This is a genomic window from Priestia endophytica DSM 13796 (assembly GCF_900115845.1).
GTDB classification, from domain to species: domain Bacteria; phylum Bacillota; class Bacilli; order Bacillales; family Bacillaceae_H; genus Bacillus_I; species Bacillus_I endophytica.
The window spans coordinates 119,550-142,364 of the sequence record NZ_FOXX01000001.1 but is presented as its reverse complement, the minus strand read 5'-3'; the positions used below and the strand labels follow the sequence as shown (position 1 = coordinate 142,364).

Genomic DNA, 22,815 nt, shown 5'->3' with positions numbered 1-22,815 from the left:
TAAGAAACAAGTGATGAAAGGGTCTATTCCAGAGCATGTAGCCATCATCATGGACGGAAACGGACGCTGGGCTCAGAAACGAGCCATGCCGCGCATTATGGGTCACCATGAAGGAATGAAAGTTGTGCGGAAAATTACTCGTGCTGCTAATGAGTTAAATGTTAAAGTATTAACTCTCTACGCATTTTCAACAGAAAATTGGAAAAGGCCAAAAATGGAAGTTGAATTTCTTATGAAGCTTCCAGAAGAGTTTTTAAACACATTTTTACCAGAGCTGATTGAAGAAAATGTCCAAGTAAGGGTGATGGGAAACAAAGAAAGACTTCCAGCCCATACGCTTAATGCCGTGAACAATGCAATCGAAAGAACGAAGGAAAATACGGGCCTTATTTTGAACTTTGCGTTAAACTATGGATCCCGTGATGAACTTGTTTATGCGGTGAATAAACTGATGGAAGAAGCTGATCCAAACAAGGCTGTAACAGAAGCTGATATTCAGAAACATTTGATGAGCGGAGACCTTAAAGACCCTGACTTGCTTATTCGCACAAGCGGGGAAATTCGCTTAAGTAATTTTATGCTATGGCAGCTTGCTTACGCTGAATTTTGGTTTACTGATGTTCTATGGCCTGACTTTAGGGGAGAGCATTTTCTGTCAGCTTTAGAGGATTACCAAAATAGAGGACGCCGTTTTGGTGGCGTGAAGGATGTTGATAAAAAATGAGGCAACGAATCATTACAGGAGTCATTGCAGCCGCTATCTTTGTACCCCTTGTCTTAGTTGGCGGGTTGCCTTTTACACTGCTTGTTTATTTGTTAGCAACGGTTGGAGTTTTTGAATTATTAAAAATGCGAAAAATTTCGCTCCTATCTTTCCCAACGTTTATGAGTATCTTGCTTATTTGGACGTTTTTGCTTTCACAGACAAATGCGTCGCTTGCTAATACGATATTTAATCATAAAGTAGAAGTTGTTTTGCTAGCTGTTTTATTGCTGCTGACGTATACTGTATTAATTAAAAACCGTTTTACATTCGATGATGCTGGTTTTGTTATTTTAGCAACCATCTATATTGGAATGGGTTTTTATTATTTTATTGCGATTCGCGAAGAACAGCTTTCTTACGTATTTCTTGCTCTTTTTGTAACATGGGCAAGTGATTCTGGAGCATATTTTATTGGGAAAAGTATGGGGAAACGAAAACTATGGCCTGACATTAGTCCAAATAAGACAATTGAAGGCTCAGTTGGAGGAATTGTTTGTGGAGTGATTGTAGCGCTTCTTTTTGCGTTTTTATCGCCGCTTACAGAGTCCCCTCTTCATCTTATGGTGATCGGTCTTGTTCTTTCTATATTTGGACAAGTTGGAGATCTTGTAGAGTCAGCGTTTAAACGCCACTATGGTGTAAAAGATTCAGGCAATATTTTACCTGGACACGGGGGAGTGCTTGACCGAACAGACAGCTGGCTGTTTGTTTTCCCTATTCTTTACTTTTTAATATAATTGAACGGGGGGACATACGTGAAGAAAATTGCCTTACTAGGCGCAACAGGTTCAATTGGAACACAAACGCTAGATGTCATTCGAACGCATCGTGACGAATTCTCACTCGTTTCCATGTCAGTAGGACAAAATATTGATAAAGCACGAGAAATTGTAGCAGAGTTTCAGCCTAGGATTTTATCAGTTTCAAAAAAAGAAGACTATGAGGTATTAAAAGACGAGTTTCTCAATATTACTATTGTATATGGAGAAGAAGGTTTGATAGAAGTTGCTACATGTTCTGAAGCAGATGTTGTTGTTACGGCTGTAATGGGGAGCGTTGGTCTTTTTCCAACAATAGAAGCTATTAGAGCGCGTAAAACAATTGCTCTTGCAAATAAGGAAACGCTTGTAACAGCAGGTCATCTTGTTATGAAGGAAGCTCGGGAATATGGAGTAAGCATCCTTCCGGTTGATAGTGAACATTCTGCTATTTATCAATGTTTGCAAGGCGAAAATATGAAAGAGATTAATCGTCTTATTATTACGGCTTCTGGAGGAAGTTTTCGAGACAAAACAAGACAAGAGCTAGAAGGAGTAACCGTTGAGGAAGCCTTAAACCATCCGAACTGGTCAATGGGCGCAAAGATTACCATTGATTCAGCAACAATGATGAACAAAGGGTTAGAAGTTATTGAAGCACATTGGCTTTTTAACATGCCATATGAGAAAATAGATGTGCTTCTCCATAAACAAAGTATCATTCATTCTATGGTTGAGTTTCATGACCGTAGCGTAATGGCTCAGCTTGGAACACCTGATATGCGCGTACCTATTCAATACGCTCTTACATATCCAAATCGGATGGTGCTTCCCTCTACGCCTCTTAACCTCGCTGAGATTGGTACATTGGATTTTGCTAAAATGGATTTCGAACGTTATCGCTGTCTTTCTTTTGCTTTTGAAGCAGGGAAAACAGGAGGTACAATGCCAACTGTATTGAATGCAGCAAATGAACAAGCCGTTGCGTTATTCCTTGAAGGGAAAATTTCCTTCCTGCAAATTGAAGACGTGATTGAGAAGGCATTAAACTGGCATACTGTCCAGCAAAATCCTTGTCTTCAGACAATAAAAGAAGTAGATTTAGAAACAAGGTCTTACGTATTGTCTTTAATTTCTTAAAGGAGGTAATAGCTTTTGCCGACACCTATAGCGTTTGTACTCATTTTTGGGTTACTAGTTTTTGTTCACGAGCTAGGGCATCTTATTTTTGCAAAACGTGCTGGCATTCTTTGCCGCGAATTTGCCATCGGCTTCGGTCCAAAAGTTTTTTCATTCACGAAGAATGAAACTGTATATACAATTCGTCTCTTGCCACTAGGTGGGTTTGTCCGCATGGCTGGAGAAGATCCAGAAATGATTGAAGTAAAACCAGGTCAAATGATTGGACTAAAGTTCAATGATAAAGACGAGGTTAATAAAATTATTATTAACAATAAAGACGAGCATCCAGATGCAACGGTCGTTGAAGTTGAACGTATCGACTTAGAACATAAAATGTTTGTAGAAGGATATGAAGCTTCTTCCGAAGAAGGTCGTCTTGAGCGCTTTACCGTTAGTGATACATCGTTTTTCGTTAATGACGGAGAAGAAGTACAAATTGCCCCGTACAAGCGTCAGTTTGGTTCAAAAACGCTCGGACAGCGTGCAATGGCCATTTTCGCTGGTCCGATGATGAACTTTGTGCTTGCTTTCTTTCTTTTTGCGATTATCGGCGTTTTTCAAGGCTACACGGTAGATAAACCAATTATGGGAGAAATCACATCAGATGGAGCTGCCCAAGAAGCAGGTTTACAAGAAGGTGACGTTGTAAAAGCAATTGACGGGGAAAGTGTATCGTCGTGGACAGACGTTGTCAGTAAAGTCGTAAAACATCCTGGGGAAGAAGTAACGTTTGATGTGGAACGTAATGGGCAGGCTGAAGAAATTAACGTTACGCCAAAAAGTGAAAAACGAGGCGAGGAAACAGTAGGGGTTATTGGTGTTTATCAGCCTGTTGAAAAATCCTTTTTCGGTGCAATTGCCAACGGAGTAACTGAAACGCTAACATGGACGAAAGAAATCGTTCTAACGCTTGGAAAACTAGTGACAGGACAGTTCTCAATTGATATGCTTTCAGGACCAGTTGGAATTTATGTTTCAACAGAACAAGTCGCACAGTCAGGATTCTACTACTTGATGAAATGGGCTGCTGCACTGAGCATTAACCTTGGAATTGTGAACCTTTTACCGCTCCCGGCTCTTGATGGAGGACGTCTTCTGTTCTTCTTAGTTGAAGCGTTAAGAGGAAAACCAATTGATCGTCAAAAAGAAGGTATTGTCCACTTTATTGGATTTGCGCTTCTGATGCTCCTTATGCTTGTTGTCACATGGAACGATATTCAACGCTTTTTTGTACAATAAGATAAAAAGCGGCGTTTCCTTTTTGAACAAAAAGGACGCCGCTTCTCATATTTTTTAATTGATTATGGATAAAGGTGGAGAAACCATGAAACAAAGTGCAATGTTTATCCCAACGCTGCGTGAAGTGCCAGCAGATGCTGAAATTAGAAGTCACCAGCTTTTAATTCGTGCAGGATTTATGAGACAAAATGCAAGCGGTATTTACAGCATTTTACCTCTTGGTAAGCGCGTGCTTGCAAAAGTAGAAAAAATTGTTCGTGAAGAAATGGACAGAGCAGGTTCATCAGAAATGCTAATGCCAACGCTTCAGCTTGCTGAACTTTGGCAAGAATCAGGACGTTGGAGTTCTTACGGACCTGAACTTATGCGCTTTAACGATCGTCACGGTCGTGAGTTTGCTCTAGGACCAACACATGAAGAAGTTGTGACAAGCCTGCTTCGCGATGAAGTAAAATCATACAAAAAACTTCCGTTAAATGTGTACCAAATTCAAACAAAATTCCGCGATGAGAAGCGTCCACGCTTTGGGCTTTTACGAGGTCGCGAATTTATTATGAAAGATGCTTACTCATTTCATGCAACAAAAGAAAGCTTAGATAAAACGTACGAAGACATGTTTGAAGGATACCGTCGCATCTTTTCACGCTGTGGCCTAGACTTCCGTGCCGTAATCGCAGACTCTGGAGCAATGGGTGGTAAAGATACGCATGAATTCATGGTGTTATCAGACATTGGTGAAGATACAATTGCGTACTCAGACAAATCCGACTTTGCGGCAAACGTCGAAATGGCTCCAGTTGTTGCTAATTACGAAAAAAGTTCAGAAAGTGCTGTTGAACTTGAAAAAGTAGCAACGCCAGACAGCAAAACAATTGAAGATGTATCAAAAGCATTGAACATTGAAAAAGAAAAATGCATTAAATCTCTTCTTTTTAAAGTTGATGACGAGTATGTGCTTGTATTGGCACGTGGCGATCACGAAATCAATGACATTAAAGTGAAAAACTATCTTGAAGCAAGAGACATTATGCTTGCTCCTGCAAACGAAGTAAAAGATATCATTCAATGTGAAGTTGGTTCAGTTGGACCAATCAATGTGAAGAATGTAAAAGTAATTGCTGACAATGCTGTCGAGTATATTGTCAACGGAGTATGTGGGGCTAATGAAGACGGCTTCCATCTTACAGGAGTAAATCCAGGGCGCGATTTCCAAGCAGACTATGCAGATCTTCGCTTTATTCAAGAAGGCGATGCTTCTCCAGATGGGGAAGGAATCATTCAGTTTGCTCGTGGGATTGAAGTTGGTCACGTCTTTAAACTTGGAACACGTTATAGTGAAGCAATGAACGGTACGTTCCTTGATGAAAATGGACGAGCACAGCCAATGATTATGGGATGCTATGGTATCGGAGTTTCTCGTACAATGGCAGCTATTGCAGAACAGTATAATGATGAAAATGGTCTAGTATGGCCAAAACAAGTTGCTCCATATGATGTTCATGTTATTGCAGTTAACGTGAAAAAAGAAGAGCAAACAGAAGTGGCTTCAGCTCTTTATAACACACTTCAAGATCAAGGCTATGAAGTGCTGTATGATGATCGTGCAGAGAGAGCTGGCGTAAAATTCGCTGACTCTGATCTTATTGGTCTACCAATCCGCGTTACAGTTGGTAAACAAGCTGGCGAAGGTATTGTGGAAGTGAAAGTGCGTAAAACAGGTGAATCTTTTGAAGCAAAAGTAGAGGAGATTCCAGGGCTTATTGAAAAACTTCTTGAACAATAAGAATTTTTAAAGAAAGAAAAGGAAGGTGCCTTTTGAAGAAAAGGTGCCTTTCTTTATGCTAAAATAGAAATCGAATAAAAATAACGGAGGGGAAAAATGAGCGAAGAAGCAGTGATAAAACAGCGTGAACGCTTTTCCATTCTTCTTCAGCAGCTTGAGCTTACGGATGATATGATTGTCCGTTATTTTGAGGGCGGAGAGCTTGAAAAAGTTACAGTTCACAAAGAACAAAAGCGCTGGCACTTTCAGTTTGTGCTTAATCATGTTTTACCATTTAATATATATAATGAACTATTAATGAGAATGAACAAACAGTTTTCACATATTGCAACAACTTCTTTTACAATTAAAGCGAAAAATGAAGAATATGAAGAGGAAGAAGTGAAAAATTATTGGAACCACTGTTTAAGTGAGCTTCAAGGAATTTCACCTATGTTTCTTTCTCTATTAAATGAACAGCATCCAAAAGTACAAGGACGTAAGCTTTGTCTTCATGGACGAAATGTTGCTGAAGCAGCAGCATTAAAACGAAAATACGGAGAGCTTTTGTCAGCTCAATATACAACTTATGGCTTTCCTGCTTTTCAAATTGAGACAGACGTTGTGGAAGCGAAGAAAGAATATGATGAGTTCGTAGAAAAGAAAAAGCAAGAAGATGAACAAAAAGCTCTTGCAGCTCTTACGGAAATGAAGGCAAAAGCAGAACAGCGGGAGAGTGAAGCAGGGGCTATTTCAGGTCCGCTTACGCTCGGTTACACAATTAAAGACGATCCTGTTTCAATTAGCCAAATTATTGATGAAGAAAAGCGCATCACGATTCAAGGGTATGTGTTTCATGCTGAAACAAAAGAGCTGCGCAGCGGCCGTACGCTTCTTACTTTCAAGATTACAGACTATACAGATTCGATTCTTGTGAAGATGTTTTCACGTGATAAAGAAGATGTACCAATGTTTCAGTCTCTTAAAAAAGGTATGTGGCTAAAAGTGCGCGGTAGCGTGCAGAATGATACGTTTGTACGCGATCTTGTTATGATTGGAAACGACGTCAATGAAATTCCTGCTAGGGAACGTCAAGATACAGCAGCAGAAGATGAAAAGCGCGTTGAGCTTCATCTTCATACGCCAATGAGCCAAATGGATGCTGTCACGTCTGTTAGCTCACTTGTACAGCAGGCAGCAAAGTGGGGTCATAAAGCAATTGCTGTAACAGACCATGCTGTTGCCCAATCATTTCCAGAAGCATATGGAGCAGCAAAGAAAAATGGCTTAAAAATGATTTACGGAGTTGAAGTAAATCTTGTAGATGATGGCGTGCCAATTGCCTATAATCCACAAAAACGGGATTTAGCTTCTGAAACATATATTGTTTTTGACGTGGAGACAACAGGTCTTTCAGCAACATACGATAAAATCATTGAGCTTGCAGCTGTTAAAATGCGTGAAGGTGAAATCATTGATAAGTTTGAGCGTTTTGCAAATCCACATCATCCTCTTTCAGCAACAACGATTGAGTTAACGGGGATTACCGATGATATGGTTGAAAATGCACCAGAGATCGAAGTTGTATTAAAAGAGTTTTATGAATGGATTGGCGATGATACCCTTGTTGCACATAACGCAAGCTTTGATATGGGCTTCTTAAATATGGGATTTGGCCGCATTGGGCTTGGCAAAGCACAAAATCCTGTAATAGATACGCTTGAGCTTGCCCGTTTACTTTACCCAACAATGAAGAATCACCGTTTAAATACGCTTGCGAAAAAGTTTGACGTTGAGCTCGTTCAGCACCATAGAGCAATCTATGATGCTGAAGCAACAGGATATATTCTTGTAAGACTTTTAAAAGAAGCAATTGAAAAAGAAATAACATCACATCATCAGCTTAACGATTATATGGGACAAGGAAATGCTTATCAAAGAGCACGTCCATATCATGCAGTGCTATTAGCGCAAAATGCCACAGGATTAAAAAATCTATTTAAGCTTGTATCCATTGCACACTTAGAGTATTTTTACCGCGTACCGCGTATTCCGCGCTCAAAATTGGAGAAATATCGAGAAGGTATACTCGTAGGAACTGCCTGTGATAAAGGCGAAGTTTTTGAGGCAATGATGCAAAAATCTGCAGAAGAAGTGGAAAAAGCAGCAGAGTTTTATGACTATATTGAAGTGCAGCCGCCAAGCAACTACAAGCATTTAATTGAGCTTGATTTGGTTCATACAGAAAAAGCGCTGCTTGAGATTATTTCAAATATCGTCAAAATCGGTGAAAAAATTGGCAAAACAGTTGTGGCAACAGGGAATGTTCACTATTTAAATCCAGAAGACAAAATCTATCGTAAAATTTTAATTGGCTCTCAAGGTGGAGCAAATCCGTTAAACCGTCATGAGCTTCCTGATGTGCATTTCCGTTCTACAAACGAAATGCTTGACTGCTTTTCTTTCCTTGGTGAAGAAAAGGCGAAAGAAATTGTAGTCACAAACACCCAAAAAGTGGCCGATTTAATTGAAGAAGTCAAGCCAATTAAAGATGACTTATATACACCAAAAATCGAAGGTGCCGAAGATGAGATGAAAAAAATGAGTTATGACAGAGCTCGTTCCATCTACGGAGACGACCTTCCAGAAATTGTGGAAGCTCGTCTTGAGAAAGAATTAAAAAGTATTATTGGTCACGGATTCGCCGTAATTTATCTTATCTCGCATAAGCTTGTTAAAAAATCGTTGAACGACGGATACCTTGTAGGTTCCCGTGGATCTGTTGGATCGTCCTTCGTCGCAACGATGACCGAAATTACCGAAGTGAATCCACTGCCACCGCACTACGTTTGTCCACAGTGTCAAACGTCTGAGTTCTTTGATGACGGATCTGTTGGGTCTGGGTTTGACTTACCTGATAAAGACTGTCCGAAATGTAATATTCCGTATACAAAAGACGGCCATGATATTCCGTTTGAAACCTTCCTTGGATTTAAAGGAGATAAGGTCCCTGATATCGATTTGAACTTCTCAGGAGAATACCAACCAAAAGCCCATAACTATACAAAAGAGCTTTTCGGTGAAGATTACGTATATAGAGCAGGAACGATTGGTACAGTGGCTGAAAAAACGGCATATGGATATGTAAAAGGTTATGCAGGAGATCATGATATCCACTATAGAGGAGCTGAAGTTGATCGTCTTGTTGCGGGTTGTACGGGCGTAAAACGAACAACAGGTCAGCATCCAGGGGGAATTATTGTTGTTCCAGATTATATGGATATTTACGATTTCTCGCCAGTTCAATTTCCGGCAGACGATCGAAATTCAGAATGGAAAACAACTCACTTTGACTTCCATTCTATTCACGATAATGTGTTAAAGCTTGATATTCTCGGACACGATGATCCAACTGCTATTCGCATGCTTCAAGATTTAAGCGGAATTGATCCAAAAACGATTCCAACAGATGATCCTGAAGTCATGAAAATCTTTAGCGGTACAGAATCGCTCGGTGTAACGTCAGAGCAAATTATGTGTAAAACAGGAACGCTCGGCATCCCTGAGTTTGGGACAAGATTCGTTCGTCAAATGCTTGAAGATACAAAGCCAACAACCTTCTCTGAGCTTGTCCAAATCTCGGGACTTTCTCACGGAACGGACGTATGGCTTGGAAATGCTCAAGAGCTTATTCATAATAACGTATGTACGCTAAGTGAAGTAATTGGATGTCGTGATGATATTATGGTATATCTCATTTATCAAGGACTAGAGCCATCGCTTGCATTCAAAATTATGGAGTTTGTACGTAAAGGAAAAGGTCTTCAGGATGAGTGGGAAGAGGAAATGGCGAAAAATGGAGTACCTGATTGGTATGTTGATTCATGTAAAAAGATTAAGTACATGTTCCCGAAAGCCCATGCAGCTGCATATGTTCTAATGGCCGTTCGTATTGCGTATTTCAAAGTGCATCATCCGATTCTTTATTACGCAACATACTTTACTGTTCGTGCTGATGACTTTGATATTGATACGATGATTAAGGGATCTGCAGCGATCAAAGCAAAAATTGAAGAAATTTTAGCTAAAGGACTTGAAGCATCACCAAAAGAGAAAAACTTACTAACGGTGTTAGAAATTTCACTTGAGATGTGTGAACGCGGCTTCTCTTTTCAAAAAGTTGATCTTTATCGATCAAGCGCCTCAGAGTTCGTTATTGACGGTACGTCGCTTATTCCACCGTTCAACTCGATTCCGGGTCTTGGTACAAATGCTGCACTTAATATTGTAAAAGCACGCGAAAATGGAGAATTCTTGTCAAAAGAAGATCTTCAGCAAAGAGGTCGTGTATCTAAAACAATTCTTGAGTATTTAGACAACCACGGCTGCTTAGAATCACTGCCAGACCAAAACCAGCTTTCACTGTTTTAAGTTGTGATTAGTGGGTTTGCAACAAAATTATGGTTATGGTATAGTAGGTATGGTAATGCTAGACATAACGGTCGTAAAAGAGTGGGGAAACCCACTCTTTATTATTGGATAGACGTTGGATAAGTTTTCTATTCATTTCATGATTTTATGGTTAGTAACAAGCACGATGATTATGTACTTGTTTTTTATCCCTGCTTTCTTATGTAAGCAGGGAATTTTTATCCTTACAATTGCAAAACTATAAGAGCATACCGCATGACTTGGGTAGGAAAAAAGATAAAACTTGAACAACGCTCTCTTTTAAAAGGAGGAATATGATGGGTGAGAAAGTGACAGAAATCGTAGAACAGCTTGCGACACCTATTCTTGAAGACTTAGGACTTGAACTAGTGGACGTTGAATATGTGAAAGAAGGAAAAGACTGGTTTTTGCGAGTGTTTATTGACTCTGAGAAAGGCGTAGACATTGAAGATTGTGGCGTTGTCAGCGAGCGTCTTAGCGAAAAAATGGATGAGCTTGATCCAATTACCCACAACTACTTTTTAGAAGTCTCTTCGCCAGGAGCAGAGCGTCCGCTTAAAAAAGCAGATGACTTTGAAAAAAATATTGGCAAAAACGTTTATGTCAAAACATACGAGCCAATCGAAGATTCAAAAGAATTCGAAGGTGAGTTAAAAAGCTTTGATGGAGAGTACATTACCCTCCTTATCAAAATCAAAACAAGAGTGAAAGAAATCGAAATTCCATATGAAAAAGTAGCACAAGCTCGCTTGGCTGTTACTTTCTAATAGGGAATGCGATAATTGAAAAAGGGGGACCAGGTTTACCATGAGTATCGATCTATTAGATGCTTTAGAAGTTCTTGAAAAAGAAAAAGGTATTAGTAAAAACGTGATTATTGAGGCAATTGAAGCCGCATTAATTTCAGCTTATAAACGAAATTTCAACCAAGCTCAAAACGTGCGTGTTGATTTAAACCTTGAAAAAGGAACAATGCGCGTTTTTGCTCGTAAAGACGTTGTAGAGGCAGTTTTTGATCCGCGTCTTGAGATTTCACTTGAAGAAGCAAAACAAGTGAATCCAAACTTTGAAATTGATGATGTTGTAGAAATGGAAGTAACGCCAAAAGACTTTGGACGCATCGCAGCTCAAACAGCGAAACAAGTCGTAACACAGCGTGTGCGTGAAGCAGAGCGTGGCGTTATTTATTCTGAATTCATTGACCGTGAAGAAGATATTATGACGGGAATTGTACAACGCCAAGATTCTCGCTTTATTTATGTAAGCTTAGGTAAAATTGAGGCTCTTCTTCCTGTAAATGAACAAATGCCGAACGAGCAATACCATCCACATGATCGTATTAAAGTATACGTAACAAAAGTGGAACGTACAACAAAAGGTCCACAAATTTATGTGTCTCGTACACATCCAGGTCTGCTAAAACGCCTGTTTGAAAAAGAAGTGCCTGAAATTTATGATGGTGCTGTTGAAATTCGCTCAGTTGCGCGTGAAGCTGGAGATCGTTCAAAAATCTCTGTTCATGCTGAGTATGATGAAATCGATCCAGTTGGCTCATGCGTAGGTCCAAAAGGGCAGCGTGTACAAGCAGTTGTAAACGAATTAAAAGGCGAAAAAATTGATATTGTTCGCTGGTCGGAAGATCCAGTGGAATTTGTAGCAAACGCACTAAGTCCTGCTAAAGTCCTTGAAGTTCTTGTGAATGAAGGCGAAAAAGCAACAACGGTAATTGTACCTGATTATCAGCTTTCTTTAGCAATTGGAAAACGCGGGCAAAATGCTCGTTTAGCAGCGAAGCTAACAAACTGGAAAATCGATATTAAGAGCCAATCAGAAGCAGAAGCTGAAGGCATTTTAGTAACAAAAGAGGAGCCATCTTCTCCAGAAGCATTTGACTTAGACCATTCTGAGATGGAATAAGAGGTGTTAAGATAGATGTCTAGTAGTAAAAGAAAAGTACCAATGAGAAAATGCGTAGCAACGCAAACAATGCTTCCAAAAAAAGAGCTCGTTCGAGTTGTAAGAACAACGGAAGGAAACGTAGAGCTTGATGTAACAGGCAAAAAAAACGGGCGTGGCGCTTACATCTCAAAAGATGAAGACGCTGTGTTATTAGCTCAAAAGAAAAATTTGCTTGGTACACATCTAAAAGCTGAAGTACCTGAGGAAGTTTACAGCGAACTATTAGAGCTTGCTCAAAAGGAGAAGCGCAGTTGAATCAAGAACAATGGCAATCATTTTTAGGGTTAGCTAATCGAGCGCGAAAAGTAATTTCTGGTGAAGAGCTTGTAATTAAAGACGTGCGCAGAAATGCCATTAGTCTTGTTATATTATCTCGCGATGCATCAGCAAACACCTCGAAGAAAGTTATGGACAAATGCAGCTATTATAACGTTCCAGTCAAGCTTGTTGAGGACCGGTTCCTCTTAGGAAAAGCGATTGGGAAAGATAGCCGCGTTGTTGTTGGCATAACAGATGCTGGGTTTGCGAAAAAGATGAAAACGCTGCTTGATTAATTTTTGTGGGGGTGAAGTTTATGAGTAAAATTCGTGTTTATGAATATGCTAAAAAACACAATGTCTCAAGTAAAAACGTTATCGATAAACTGAAAGAAATGAATATTGAAGTATCAAACCATATGGCTACAATTGAGCCTAAGGCAGAAACAGAATTAAACAAAACGTTCGCAAAGAACACAGGTAATCAAGGAGATTCCCGTAACAAACGTCCAGATAATAAGAAACAAGGTGGACAAAATCAGTTTAATAAAGGCAATAAAGGGAAAAAAGGTAAGAAGCCAAATCATCAGCAATCATATGTACCACAGCAAAAAGCGGCTCCAAAGCCACTTCCTGAAAAAATTACGTTCCAAGAAAGCTTGTCTGTTGCTGAGCTTGCTAAGAAGCTTCACCGCGAGCCGTCTGAAATCATTAAAAAGCTTTTCGGACTTGGTGTTATGGCAACAATCAACCAAGTGCTTGATAAAGATGCAATTGAGCTAATTGGAGCAGACTACGGTGTTGAAGTAGAAGAAGAGATTGTTATTGATGAAGCAGAATTTGAAACGCTTGAAATCGAAGACAATGAAGAGGATCTAGTAGAACGTCCTGCAGTTGTAACAATCATGGGACACGTTGACCATGGTAAAACAACGCTTCTTGACTCAATTCGTAACACAAAAGTAACAGCAGGCGAAGCTGGTGGAATCACACAGCATATCGGTGCATACCAAATTGAAGCACAAGGCAAGAAAATTACGTTCCTTGATACACCTGGACATGCCGCGTTTACAACAATGCGTGCTCGTGGTGCACAAGTAACAGATATTACAATTCTTGTTGTTGCAGCAGATGATGGCGTTATGCCACAAACAGTTGAAGCAATTAACCATGCTAAAGCTGCTGGAGTGCCAATTATCGTTGCCGTGAATAAAATGGATAAAGAAGGAGCAAACCCAGACCGCGTGATGCAAGAGCTAACAGAGCATGAGCTTGTATCTGAAGCATGGGGTGGGGACACAATCTTCTGTCACTTATCTGCTCTATCTGGAGAAGGAATCGACAATCTTTTAGAAATGATCGTTCTTGTTACAGAAGTGGAAGAGTTAAAAGCAAATCCAAAACGCCGTGCGTTAGGTACTGTTGTTGAAGCAGAGCTTGATAAAGGGCGCGGAAGTGTTGCAACGCTTCTTGTTCAAAACGGTACGCTTCACGTTGGGGATCCGATTGTTGTCGGAAACACGTTCGGTCGCGTTCGTGCAATGGTGAACGATTTAGGTCGTCGCGTAAAAGTAGCAGGTCCTTCTACACCTGTTGAAATTACAGGTCTTAATGATGTACCACAAGCAGGTGATCGCTTCATGGTATTTGAAGATGAGAAGAAAGCGCGTCAAATCGGGGAAGCTCGTGCAACAAAACAGCTTGAAGCACAGCGAAGCGAAAAATCACGCGTAAGCCTTGATGATTTATTCGAACAAATCAAACAAGGTGAAATGAAAGATCTTAATATTATTGTAAAAGCAGATGTACAAGGTTCAGTTGAAGCTGTCGCAGCATCACTTCAAAAGATTGATGTTGAAGGTGTAAATGTTCGCATCATTCACACTGGTGTAGGAGCAATCAACGAATCAGATATCGTATTAGCAACAGCTTCAAATGCTATTGTTATTGGATTTAACGTTCGTCCTGATGCTAACGCAAAACGTACTGCAGACGCAGAAAACGTTGATATCCGTCTTCACCGTATCATCTACAAAGCGATTGAAGAAATTGAAGCAGCGATGAAAGGAATGCTTGATCCTGAGTACGAAGAAAAAGTAATCGGACAAGCGGAAGTTCGTCAAACGTTCAAAGTATCAAAAGTTGGAACAATTGCAGGAAGCTATGTAACAGACGGTAAAATCGTACGCGACAGCGGTGTACGTGTCATCCGTGACGGCATTGTTATCTTTGAAGGAGAGCTAGACGCTCTTAAACGTTTCAAAGACGATGCTAAAGAAGTTGCACAAGGATATGAGTGCGGTATTACAGTGAAAAACTTCAATGATATCAAAGAAGGCGATGTTATTGAAGCATACGTAATGGAGGAAATTGAGCGTAAGTGATAGGATACTTAACATTTGAGGCGATCATTTATGATGCTGCTTCTCTTAAGGAAAAGCGAGCTGTTTTGCAACGCATCATAACTCGTGTTAAAGGTAAGTTCAACGTGTCAATAGCCGAAATTGATCATCAGGATGTTTGGCAACGAACGTCGATTGGTATCGTGACCATTTCATCTGCTAAAAACATATCGGAAAGGGAGCTCTACAAGCTTTTAGAGTTTGTAGACTCGTTTCCAGAGATAGAAAGAACGCTCACAAATATTGAGTGGTTATAAAAACGAGGTGAAATTTTATGAAACTCAGACCAACTAGAATTGGTGAACAAATGAAAAAAGAAATGAGTGACATCATTAGCCGTAAGATTAAAGATCCGCGCATCGGATTTGTAACGGTAACAGATGTTCAAGTTACAGGGGATCTTCAGCAAGCAAAAGTATACATTTCAGTGCTTGGTGATGAAGAACAAAAGCAAAATACGCTAAAAGGCCTTGCAAAAGCAAAAGGATTTATCCGCAGCGAGATTGGTCAGCGTATTCGCCTTCGTAAAACTCCTGAAATTCTTTTTGAATTTGATGAGTCAATCGATTACGGAAATCGCATTGAAACACTAATTGGCGAGCTTCACAGAGACCGTAAAGATGATCATGAATAAATAATGATGAGAAGCCTGCCCAAGCGGCAGGCTTTATTTTTTGAGTAAAAGGAGTAGTGGACGTGGAAGGGATTATTGTTATTGATAAACCAAAAGGCATGACGTCACATGACTGTGTGTTTAAACTTCGCAAAATATTGCGAACAAAAAAAATTGGCCATACAGGTACGCTCGATCCTGAAGTAACAGGCGTACTGCCGATGTGCGTTGGGCGTGCAACAAAAGTTGTGGAATATTTAACAGCTTCTTCTAAAACATATGAAGGAGAAGTAACGTTTGGGCGTTCCACCACAACGGAAGATGCGTGGGGAGAAGGTGTCGAAGAACGTGAAGTAACAGAAACATTCACAAGAGAGAAAATTGAAACCGTTTTTGAAAGCTTAACAGGTACAATCGTTCAAACTCCACCTATGTATTCTGCTGTAAAAGTAAACGGCAAACGTCTTTACGAATATGCAAGAAATGGAGAAAGTGTCGAAAGACCAAGCCGAGAAGTAACAATTGAAAAATTAGAGATCATCGGAGAAGACTTGACAGGGTCGTTTCCAACTGTGCGTTTTCGTGTTACATGTAGTAAAGGAACGTATGTGAGAACGCTTGCCGTTATGATGGGAGAAGCGCTTGGTTATCCAGCACATATGTCCTATTTGCGCCGCATTGGATCTGGAGCCTTCACAGAAGAGGACTGTGTGACATTAGAAGAGCTTAGCAAGGCTGCCGAAGAAGGAACGGTAGATAAATACTTCCTAAGCATTGAAAAGGCTCTTTCTCATTTGCCGAAATGGACGATAAATGATACATTAGCAAAGAAAGTGAAAAACGGAGCGGTTTTATTAAGACCTGAAGAAATTAGCATAGATACGCCTCTTTGGCTCGTCTTGAACGAAGAGGGGAAACTTCTTGCTCTTTATAAGCATCATGAAACAAAAGAAGGCAAAATAAAACCCGCAAAAATTATTGATATTTCTTAATCTAAGGTAGAAAAAGGTGAATTGTGTTTTGGAAATCATACATCTGCAACATCCACATCACCTAGTGCGTGAACAACTTCCACCGCTTTCAATGGCGTTAGGATACTTTGATGGCATGCATTTAGGACATCAAAAAGTAATTATGACTGCAAAGCGTATTGCTGATGAGCTTGGGGTGAAAAGTGCCGTGATGACCTTTGACCCTCACCCTTCTGTTGTATTAGGGAAGAAAGCAGCACACGTTGATATGATAACGCCGCTTGAAGAAAAAGCACGTTTGCTTAAAGAGCGCGGCATTGATTTTCTTTACGTTGTTCGCTTTGATCGTGACTTTTCTAACTTGCAACCAGAAGAGTTTGTTGAACAATATATCGTAAACTTGAATGTCAAACACGTTGTAGCCGGCTTTGATTTTTCATATGGAAAGTTTGGAAGTGGCACAATGGAGACAATGAAAGAACACGCAAAGGATAAATGTGAGTACACTGTCGTCGAAAAGCTTGAGGACGAAGGTGAAAAGGTAAGTTCAACGCTTATTCGGAAGTTCTTACAAGAAGGAAGGGTCGAAAATATCCAAAAGCTTCTTGGAAGATGCTATACGATAACAGGTCGAGTTGTACATGGCGAAAAACGAGGAAGAGAGATCGGATTTCCAACAGCAAACGTTGGAGAAGTAGACGGTTATATGATTCCTCGAACAGGCGTATATGCTGTTGAGCTTGGCATTAACGGTCAGTTCTATGAAGGTGTGTGCAATATTGGCTATAAGCCAACATTTCATGATAAAAAGCCAGAGAAGCCAACAATTGAAGTACATATCTTTGACTTCAAGAACATGATTTACAATGAAAAAGTCGTTGTAAAATGGCATAAGCTTATTCGAAAAGAGCGAAAGTTTTCTGGAATCGAAGCCCTTGTCTCTCAAATCAATCAAGATAAGCGAGAAGCAGCTGCTTATTTTGCTTCCTTGAAGAGCGACGCATAAAACTTTCATTAGAATCCTTGCAATTCTAGGCGAAAAATAGTAATATGAACATTGAACAGAAATTAACCATTGCTTGGCATTACGATTCACCAACGTATTGCTAGGGAATTGGGGATTATTAAGAGGAGGTGAATAGGATGGCTATCACACAAGAGCGCAAGAATGAACTTATTGCTGAGTACAAAACTCATGATACTGACACAGGATCACCAGAAGTTCAAATTGCTGTCCTAACTGAGCAAATTACAAACTTAAATGATCATTTACGTACACACAAGAAAGATCACCATTCACGTCGTGGTCTATTAAAAATGGTAGGTAAACGTCGTAACTTACTTAACTACCTACGTAACAATGACATTACTCGCTACCGTGAGTTAATTAACAAGCTTGGTTTACGTCGATAATAGTAGAAAGCGGGAGAATGCTCCCGCTTTTTTCGTATGTATAATTATTGTGAGTCGTTGTTTTACATAAAAAGTTATGGATTTAATGCTTTCGTCTATACTAATAAGTATAAACAGCAAATAGTACATGCACTCAGAGAGGAGTACAAAGAATGGAACAAGAAAAACGCGAGTTTTCGATCGAATTAGCAGGCCGAAAATTGACCGTTGAAGTTGGTCAGCTTGCAAAGCAAGCAAACGGAGCTGCTTTAGTTCGTTATGGAGATACAGTAATACTAAGTACAGCAACAGCGTCTAAGGAACCAAAAGACGTTGATTTCTTCCCATTAACAGTAAACTATGAAGAGCGTTTATACGCAGTAGGGAAGATTCCAGGAGGATTTATTAAGCGTGAAGGTCGCCCAAGTGAAAAAGCGATTTTAACAAGTCGTCTTATCGACCGTCCAATTCGTCCGCTTTTTGCTGATGGTTTCCGTAATGAAGTACAAGTTATTAGCATTGTTATGAGCGTTGAGCAAAACTGCTCATCAGAAGTTGCGGCAATGTTTGGTTCATCTCTTTCTTTATCTGTTTCAGACATTCCGTTTGAAGGACCAATCGCAGGTGTTATTGTTGGTCGTATTGACGGAGAGTTTGTTCTAAACCCAACAGTTGAAGAGCTAGAGAAAAGTGATATTGAATTAACTGTTGCAGGAACAAAGGATGCTATTAACATGGTAGAAGCAGGAGCTAATGAAGTGCCTGAAGAAATCATGCTTGAAGCCATTATGTTTGGGCATGAGCATATTAAGACATTAGTTGCATTCCAAGAAGAAATCGTTGCAGCAGTTGGAAAAGAGAAAATGGAAGTAAAGCTTCATACACTAGATGAAGAACTTCAAGAGGAAGTGCGCGGGCTTGCTGAAGCAGACTTGATTCCAGCAATTCAAGTTCAAGAAAAGCATGCGCGTGAAGAAGCAATTACAGCAGTGAAAAACAGCGTAATTGAGAAGTTTGAAGAAAAAGAAGCGGATGAAAGCACGATTTCACAAGTAAAAGAAATTTTAAGCAAAATGGTGAAAACAGAAGTGCGCCGCCTTATTACAGAAGAAAAAGTGCGTCCAGATGGTCGTAACGTAGACGAAATTCGTCCACTTTCTTCTGAGGTTAGCAAGCTTCCTCGTACGCATGGTTCAGGGCTGTTTACGCGTGGACAAACGCAAGCATTAAGCATTTGTACGTTAGGAGCACTTGGTGACGTGCAAATTTTAGATGGCCTTGGAATTGAAGAATCGAAGCGCTTTATGCATCACTATAATTTCCCTTCGTTCAGCGTTGGTGAAACACGTCCAATTCGTGGCCCTGGTCGTCGTGAAATTGGTCACGGAGCTCTTGGAGAGCGTGCATTAGAGCCTGTTATTCCATCTGAAAAAGACTTCCCATATACGATTCGTCTTGTTTCTGAAGTATTGGAATCAAATGGTTCAACATCACAAGCAAGTATTTGTGCAAGTACGCTTGCAATGATGGATGCTGGTGTGCCAATCAAAGCACCTGTAGCTGGGATTGCAATGGGACTTATCAAGTCTGGCGAGCACTATTCTGTATTAACAGACATTCAAGGGATGGAAGACCATTTAGGAGATATGGACTTTAAAGTAGCTGGAACAGCTAAAGGTGTTACAGCACTTCAAATGGACATTAAAATTGAAGGTTTATCTCGTGAAATTTTAGAAGAAGCATTAGAGCAAGCAAAACGCGGCCGTATGCAAATTCTAGATCATATGCTAAGCACGATTGAAGATCCACGTCAAAATCTATCTAGATATGCACCGAAAATCTTAACAATGACAATTAACCCTGATAAGATCCGCGACGTTATTGGACCAAGCGGTAAACAAATCAATAAAATTATTGAAGAAACAGGCGTTAAAATTGATATTGAGCAAGATGGTACAATCTTTATTTCTTCTACAGAGGAAGAGATGAACCACAATGCAAAGAAAATTATCGAAGACCTTGTGCGTGAAGTTGAAAAAGGCCAAACGTATTTAGGAAAAGTAAAACGCATCGAGAAATTTGGAGCATTTATTGAGCTATTCCCTGGGAAAGACGGTCTTGTTCACATTTCTGAAATTGCGGAAGAGCGTATCGGAAAAGTTGAAGACGTACTAGCAATTGGCGATGAAATTCTAGTTCGTGTTATTGAAATTGATAAACAAGGACGCGTTAACTTATCACGTAAAGTGATCCTTCGTGAAGAAAAAGAGAAGGAACAAGAAGCGCAGTCTTAATAAAGATTGAAAGCTGAAGAATGCAAAAGAACAAGCTGGGAGAACCCAGCTTCTTTTTATGAAATGATAAGTGGTGTTAGTTCTACCTTGTCCTCCTTTTACATAATTTTGTGAAGAGGGGGGAAGATAATGAAAAAGCAATTGTTTCGTTTTATGCCATTTATCGTTTTTTGTATTCTTTTAGCTATTACATACAATACAACACATTATACAGTTTACATGCCAAGGGAAATTCATTTTGCAGGAGCTGTAAAAGATGCTCTCTATGAAGAGATTGAGGAGAAAGCAGAAAAGTATGAACGAGCTCCACAGGATGCTAAAATTGATCCTGTATGGAAGCTGACACCTGGATATAATGGTTTAAAGGTTGATGTTGATGCTTCTTACCGGAATATGAAGAAAAAAGGGGAGTTTGACGAAAGCAAGCTCATCTATAAGCAAAACGCGCCGAAAGTCCATTTGGAAGACCTCGGGGCTTCTCCCATTTATAGAGGGCATCCTGATAAACCAACTGTTGCCTTCGCGGTGAATGTAGCATGGGGGAATGAATATATTCCAACAATGCTAGAAGTATTAAAAAAACATCGTGTCAAAGCAACTTTTTTCCTTGAAGGACGCTGGGCAAAGGAAAATACGGAGATGGCTAAAATGATTGTTGATGCAGGGCAAGAGATTGGAAATCATTCCTATTCACATCCAGACATGAAGACTTTAAGCAATGAACGAATTAAGGAAGAATTGACGAAAACAAACGATGTGATAGAATCGGTAACAGACCGTGAAGTGAAGCTTTTTGCACCACCGAGCGGAAGCTATCGCGATGATGTGGTGAAAATTGCTCATGATCTTGATATGCACACCATTATGTGGAGCGTTGATACAATCGATTGGCAAAAACCAAGTGAGGACGTTCTTGTTTCTCGCGTGATGGAAAAGGTTCACCCTGGTGCTATTGTATTAATGCATCCCACAAAATCAACAGCTTCATCTCTTGATCGCCTCATACGTGAAGTGAAGGAAAAAGGGTATGACGTTAGAGATGTTTCAACACTCCTTAATGAAGAAAGACCCATTAAAACAGAGCAGCTACAAAACAAAAAAATGAAGAATGAGCACTAGAGGAGGTCATGTTTTGGTTGTTAAACATACGTGTAAAAATGGACTAAGAATTGTATTAGAAAATATCCCAACGGTGCGTTCCGTTGCGCTTGGTATTTGGATTGGAACGGGATCACGTAATGAAACGAAAGAGCTTAACGGCGTTTCTCACTTTTTAGAGCACATGTTTTTCAAAGGAACAAAAACGAGAAGCGCGCGTGAAATTGCGGAAAGCTTTGATCGCATTGGTGGGCAAGTGAACGCATTCACGTCAAAAGAGTATACGTGCTTTTATGCAAAAGTTCTTGATGATCATGCAGATAAAGCTCTTGATGTTTTAGCAGATATGTTCTTTAATTCTGTGTTTGATGAAGAAGAACTAAAGCGTGAGAAAAATGTTGTGCTTGAAGAAATTAAGATGTATGAAGATACACCTGATGACATTGTTCATGATTTATTAGGTAAAGCATCTTACGGAAATCATGCGCTCGGCTATCCGATTCTTGGAGAAGAAGAGATGTTGAACACGTTTACAGGAGATACGCTTCGCAATTATATGAAAGAAACGTATATTCCTGAAAATGTGGTTGTATCTGTTGCAGGAAATGTTGATGAGAGTTTCATTCAAAAAATTGAAGAATACTTTGGGACGTTCGAAGGCGGAAAAGACGAAATCTCTTACAAAGCACCAGAATTTCACGGAGAGCGTATCCTTCGTCAAAAAGACACAGAGCAAGTGCATCTTTGCCTAGGATACAACGGATTGCCGATTGGACATCGTGATACATACAATTTAATTGTCTTGAATAATGTGCTTGGCGGTAGTATGAGTAGTCGTTTATTCCAGGAAGTTCGTGAAAAGCGCGGTCTTGCGTATTCTGTTTTCTCTTATCATTCTTCATTCCGTGATAGCGGTCTTTTAACAATCTATGGTGGCACAGGGGGCCATCAGCTTGATGTTCTTTATGAAACAATTCAAGATACGTTAAATGATATAAAAGAAAACGGCATCACAGATAAAGAGCTAGAAAACAGCAAAGAGCAGTTAAAAGGAAACTTAATGCTAAGTTTAGAAAGCACAAATAGTCGTATGAGTCGTAATGGTAAAAACGAGCTTATGCTCGGCAAACATCGCTCATTAGACGATATTATTCAGGCGGTAGATGAAGTGAATCATAAAAAAGTCCTTCAGCTTGCTGGGGATATCTTTGGTGGCACAACATCTCTTTCTTTAATTGGCCCAAAAGGGGAGCTTCCAAAAGCACTTCAGTAAATTAATAAGCATGTTTCGTGTTGTCTCTTCTTATATATAGAATAAAGAAGAGAAAAGAGGAGAATGCTTGTGAGATTAAGTGAACTGAGTGGAAAAGAAATCGTGGATATGAAAAAAGCGGAGCGCCTTGGTCTGCTTGGACAAACAGATCTAGAGATTGACGAAGAAACAGGCGAAATTAAAGCCTTACTCATTTCGACCGGAAAGTGGTTTAGTTTAAAAAGACAAAATTACGAAACTCGCGTGCCGTGGAGTCACATCGAAAAAATCGGTACAGATATGATTATGGTTGATATTGATACCATTCATGGGCAAAAGCATCCTACTGAAAAGTAGGATGCTTTTTTTATGATTCACCTCTTTCATGCATCTAACATAAACTGTTTAAGAGATAAGA

General features: G+C 39.8%; 20 protein-coding genes. All 20 read left to right on the top strand.

Annotation, left to right across the window (positions count from 1 at the left end):
- The first annotated feature begins 13 nt into the window (after positions 1 to 13).
- The 20 genes from BM012_RS00670 to BM012_RS00575 all read left to right on the top strand — a co-directional run bounded on the left by BM012_RS00670 (position 14) and on the right by BM012_RS00575 (position 22,754).
- Positions 14 to 724, top strand: coding sequence for an undecaprenyl pyrophosphate synthase (locus tag BM012_RS00670; protein ID WP_235606095.1), 711 nt, complete (start codon positions 14 to 16; stop codon positions 722 to 724).
- Positions 721 to 1,503 (top strand): phosphatidate cytidylyltransferase, encoded by a 783-nt coding sequence (locus tag BM012_RS00665; protein WP_061801694.1) that lies wholly within the window; start codon positions 721 to 723, stop codon positions 1,501 to 1,503. The genes BM012_RS00670 and BM012_RS00665 overlap by 4 nt, the downstream gene beginning before the upstream one ends.
- Before the next feature lie 18 nt (positions 1,504 to 1,521).
- Positions 1,522 to 2,664, top strand: coding sequence for a 1-deoxy-D-xylulose-5-phosphate reductoisomerase (dxr, locus tag BM012_RS00660; protein ID WP_061801693.1), 1,143 nt, complete (start codon positions 1,522 to 1,524; stop codon positions 2,662 to 2,664).
- Positions 2,665 to 2,679: 15 nt separating this feature from the next.
- Positions 2,680 to 3,945, top strand: a complete 1,266-nt coding sequence (gene rseP, locus BM012_RS00655; protein ID WP_019391848.1) for an RIP metalloprotease RseP — start codon at positions 2,680 to 2,682, stop codon at positions 3,943 to 3,945.
- 85 nt (positions 3,946 to 4,030) lie between these two features.
- Positions 4,031 to 5,728 carry a proline--tRNA ligase gene (locus tag BM012_RS00650; protein ID WP_061801692.1) on the top strand — a complete coding sequence of 566 codons (1,698 nt, stop codon included), beginning with the start codon at positions 4,031 to 4,033 and terminating at the stop codon, positions 5,726 to 5,728.
- Between the two features lie 96 nt (positions 5,729 to 5,824).
- The gene (locus tag BM012_RS00645; protein WP_061801691.1) at positions 5,825 to 10,138 is read left to right on the top strand and encodes a PolC-type DNA polymerase III; all 4,314 of its coding nucleotides are present in this window, start codon (positions 5,825 to 5,827) and stop codon (positions 10,136 to 10,138) included.
- Between the two features lie 317 nt (positions 10,139 to 10,455).
- Complete coding sequence (gene rimP, locus BM012_RS00640; RefSeq protein ID WP_019391851.1) at positions 10,456 to 10,926, top strand: ribosome maturation factor RimP; 471 nt, start codon at positions 10,456 to 10,458, stop codon at positions 10,924 to 10,926.
- 40 nt (positions 10,927 to 10,966) lie between these two features.
- Entirely contained in the window at positions 10,967 to 12,076 is a 1,110-nt protein-coding gene (gene nusA, locus BM012_RS00635; RefSeq protein WP_061801690.1) for a transcription termination factor NusA, read from the top strand.
- A 15-nt stretch (positions 12,077 to 12,091) separates the two neighbouring features.
- A complete protein-coding gene (gene rnpM / locus BM012_RS00630; protein WP_061801689.1) occupies positions 12,092 to 12,373 on the top strand; it encodes an RNase P modulator RnpM in 282 nt (93 codons plus the stop codon).
- Positions 12,370 to 12,672 carry a YlxQ family RNA-binding protein gene (locus BM012_RS00625; RefSeq protein WP_061801688.1) on the top strand — a complete coding sequence of 101 codons (303 nt, stop codon included), beginning with the start codon at positions 12,370 to 12,372 and terminating at the stop codon, positions 12,670 to 12,672. Before rnpM ends, BM012_RS00625 begins: the two co-directional genes overlap by 4 nt.
- Positions 12,673 to 12,692: 20 nt before the next feature.
- Positions 12,693 to 14,759: a translation initiation factor IF-2 gene (gene infB, locus BM012_RS00620; RefSeq protein ID WP_061801687.1), complete on the top strand. Its 2,067-nt coding sequence runs from the start codon at positions 12,693 to 12,695 to the stop codon at positions 14,757 to 14,759.
- The gene (locus BM012_RS00615; protein WP_061801686.1) at positions 14,756 to 15,034 is read left to right on the top strand and encodes a DUF503 domain-containing protein; all 279 of its coding nucleotides are present in this window, start codon (positions 14,756 to 14,758) and stop codon (positions 15,032 to 15,034) included. The genes infB and BM012_RS00615 overlap by 4 nt, the downstream gene beginning before the upstream one ends.
- A 17-nt stretch (positions 15,035 to 15,051) precedes the next feature.
- Complete coding sequence (gene rbfA / locus BM012_RS00610; protein WP_019391857.1) at positions 15,052 to 15,411, top strand: 30S ribosome-binding factor RbfA; 360 nt, start codon at positions 15,052 to 15,054, stop codon at positions 15,409 to 15,411.
- A gap of 62 nt (positions 15,412 to 15,473) precedes the next feature.
- Positions 15,474 to 16,382 carry a tRNA pseudouridine(55) synthase TruB gene (gene truB / locus BM012_RS00605; RefSeq protein WP_061801685.1) on the top strand — a complete coding sequence of 303 codons (909 nt, stop codon included), beginning with the start codon at positions 15,474 to 15,476 and terminating at the stop codon, positions 16,380 to 16,382.
- 28 nt (positions 16,383 to 16,410) lie between these two features.
- A complete protein-coding gene (gene ribF, locus BM012_RS00600; RefSeq protein WP_061801684.1) occupies positions 16,411 to 17,367 on the top strand; it encodes a bifunctional riboflavin kinase/FAD synthetase in 957 nt (318 codons plus the stop codon).
- A gap of 137 nt (positions 17,368 to 17,504) precedes the next feature.
- Positions 17,505 to 17,774: a 30S ribosomal protein S15 gene (gene rpsO / locus BM012_RS00595; protein WP_019391860.1), complete on the top strand. Its 270-nt coding sequence runs from the start codon at positions 17,505 to 17,507 to the stop codon at positions 17,772 to 17,774.
- Positions 17,775 to 17,926: 152 nt separating this feature from the next.
- Complete coding sequence (gene pnp / locus BM012_RS00590) at positions 17,927 to 20,047, top strand: polyribonucleotide nucleotidyltransferase (protein WP_061801683.1); 2,121 nt, start codon at positions 17,927 to 17,929, stop codon at positions 20,045 to 20,047.
- A gap of 129 nt (positions 20,048 to 20,176) precedes the next feature.
- Positions 20,177 to 21,166: a polysaccharide deacetylase family protein gene (locus BM012_RS00585; RefSeq protein ID WP_061801682.1), complete on the top strand. Its 990-nt coding sequence runs from the start codon at positions 20,177 to 20,179 to the stop codon at positions 21,164 to 21,166.
- A 13-nt stretch (positions 21,167 to 21,179) separates the two neighbouring features.
- Positions 21,180 to 22,418, top strand: a complete 1,239-nt coding sequence (locus BM012_RS00580; protein WP_061801681.1) for a M16 family metallopeptidase — start codon at positions 21,180 to 21,182, stop codon at positions 22,416 to 22,418.
- A 69-nt stretch (positions 22,419 to 22,487) separates the two neighbouring features.
- Positions 22,488 to 22,754 (top strand): YlmC/YmxH family sporulation protein, encoded by a 267-nt coding sequence (locus tag BM012_RS00575; RefSeq protein WP_019391864.1) that lies wholly within the window; start codon positions 22,488 to 22,490, stop codon positions 22,752 to 22,754.
- The last annotated feature ends 61 nt before the right edge of the window (positions 22,755 to 22,815 follow it).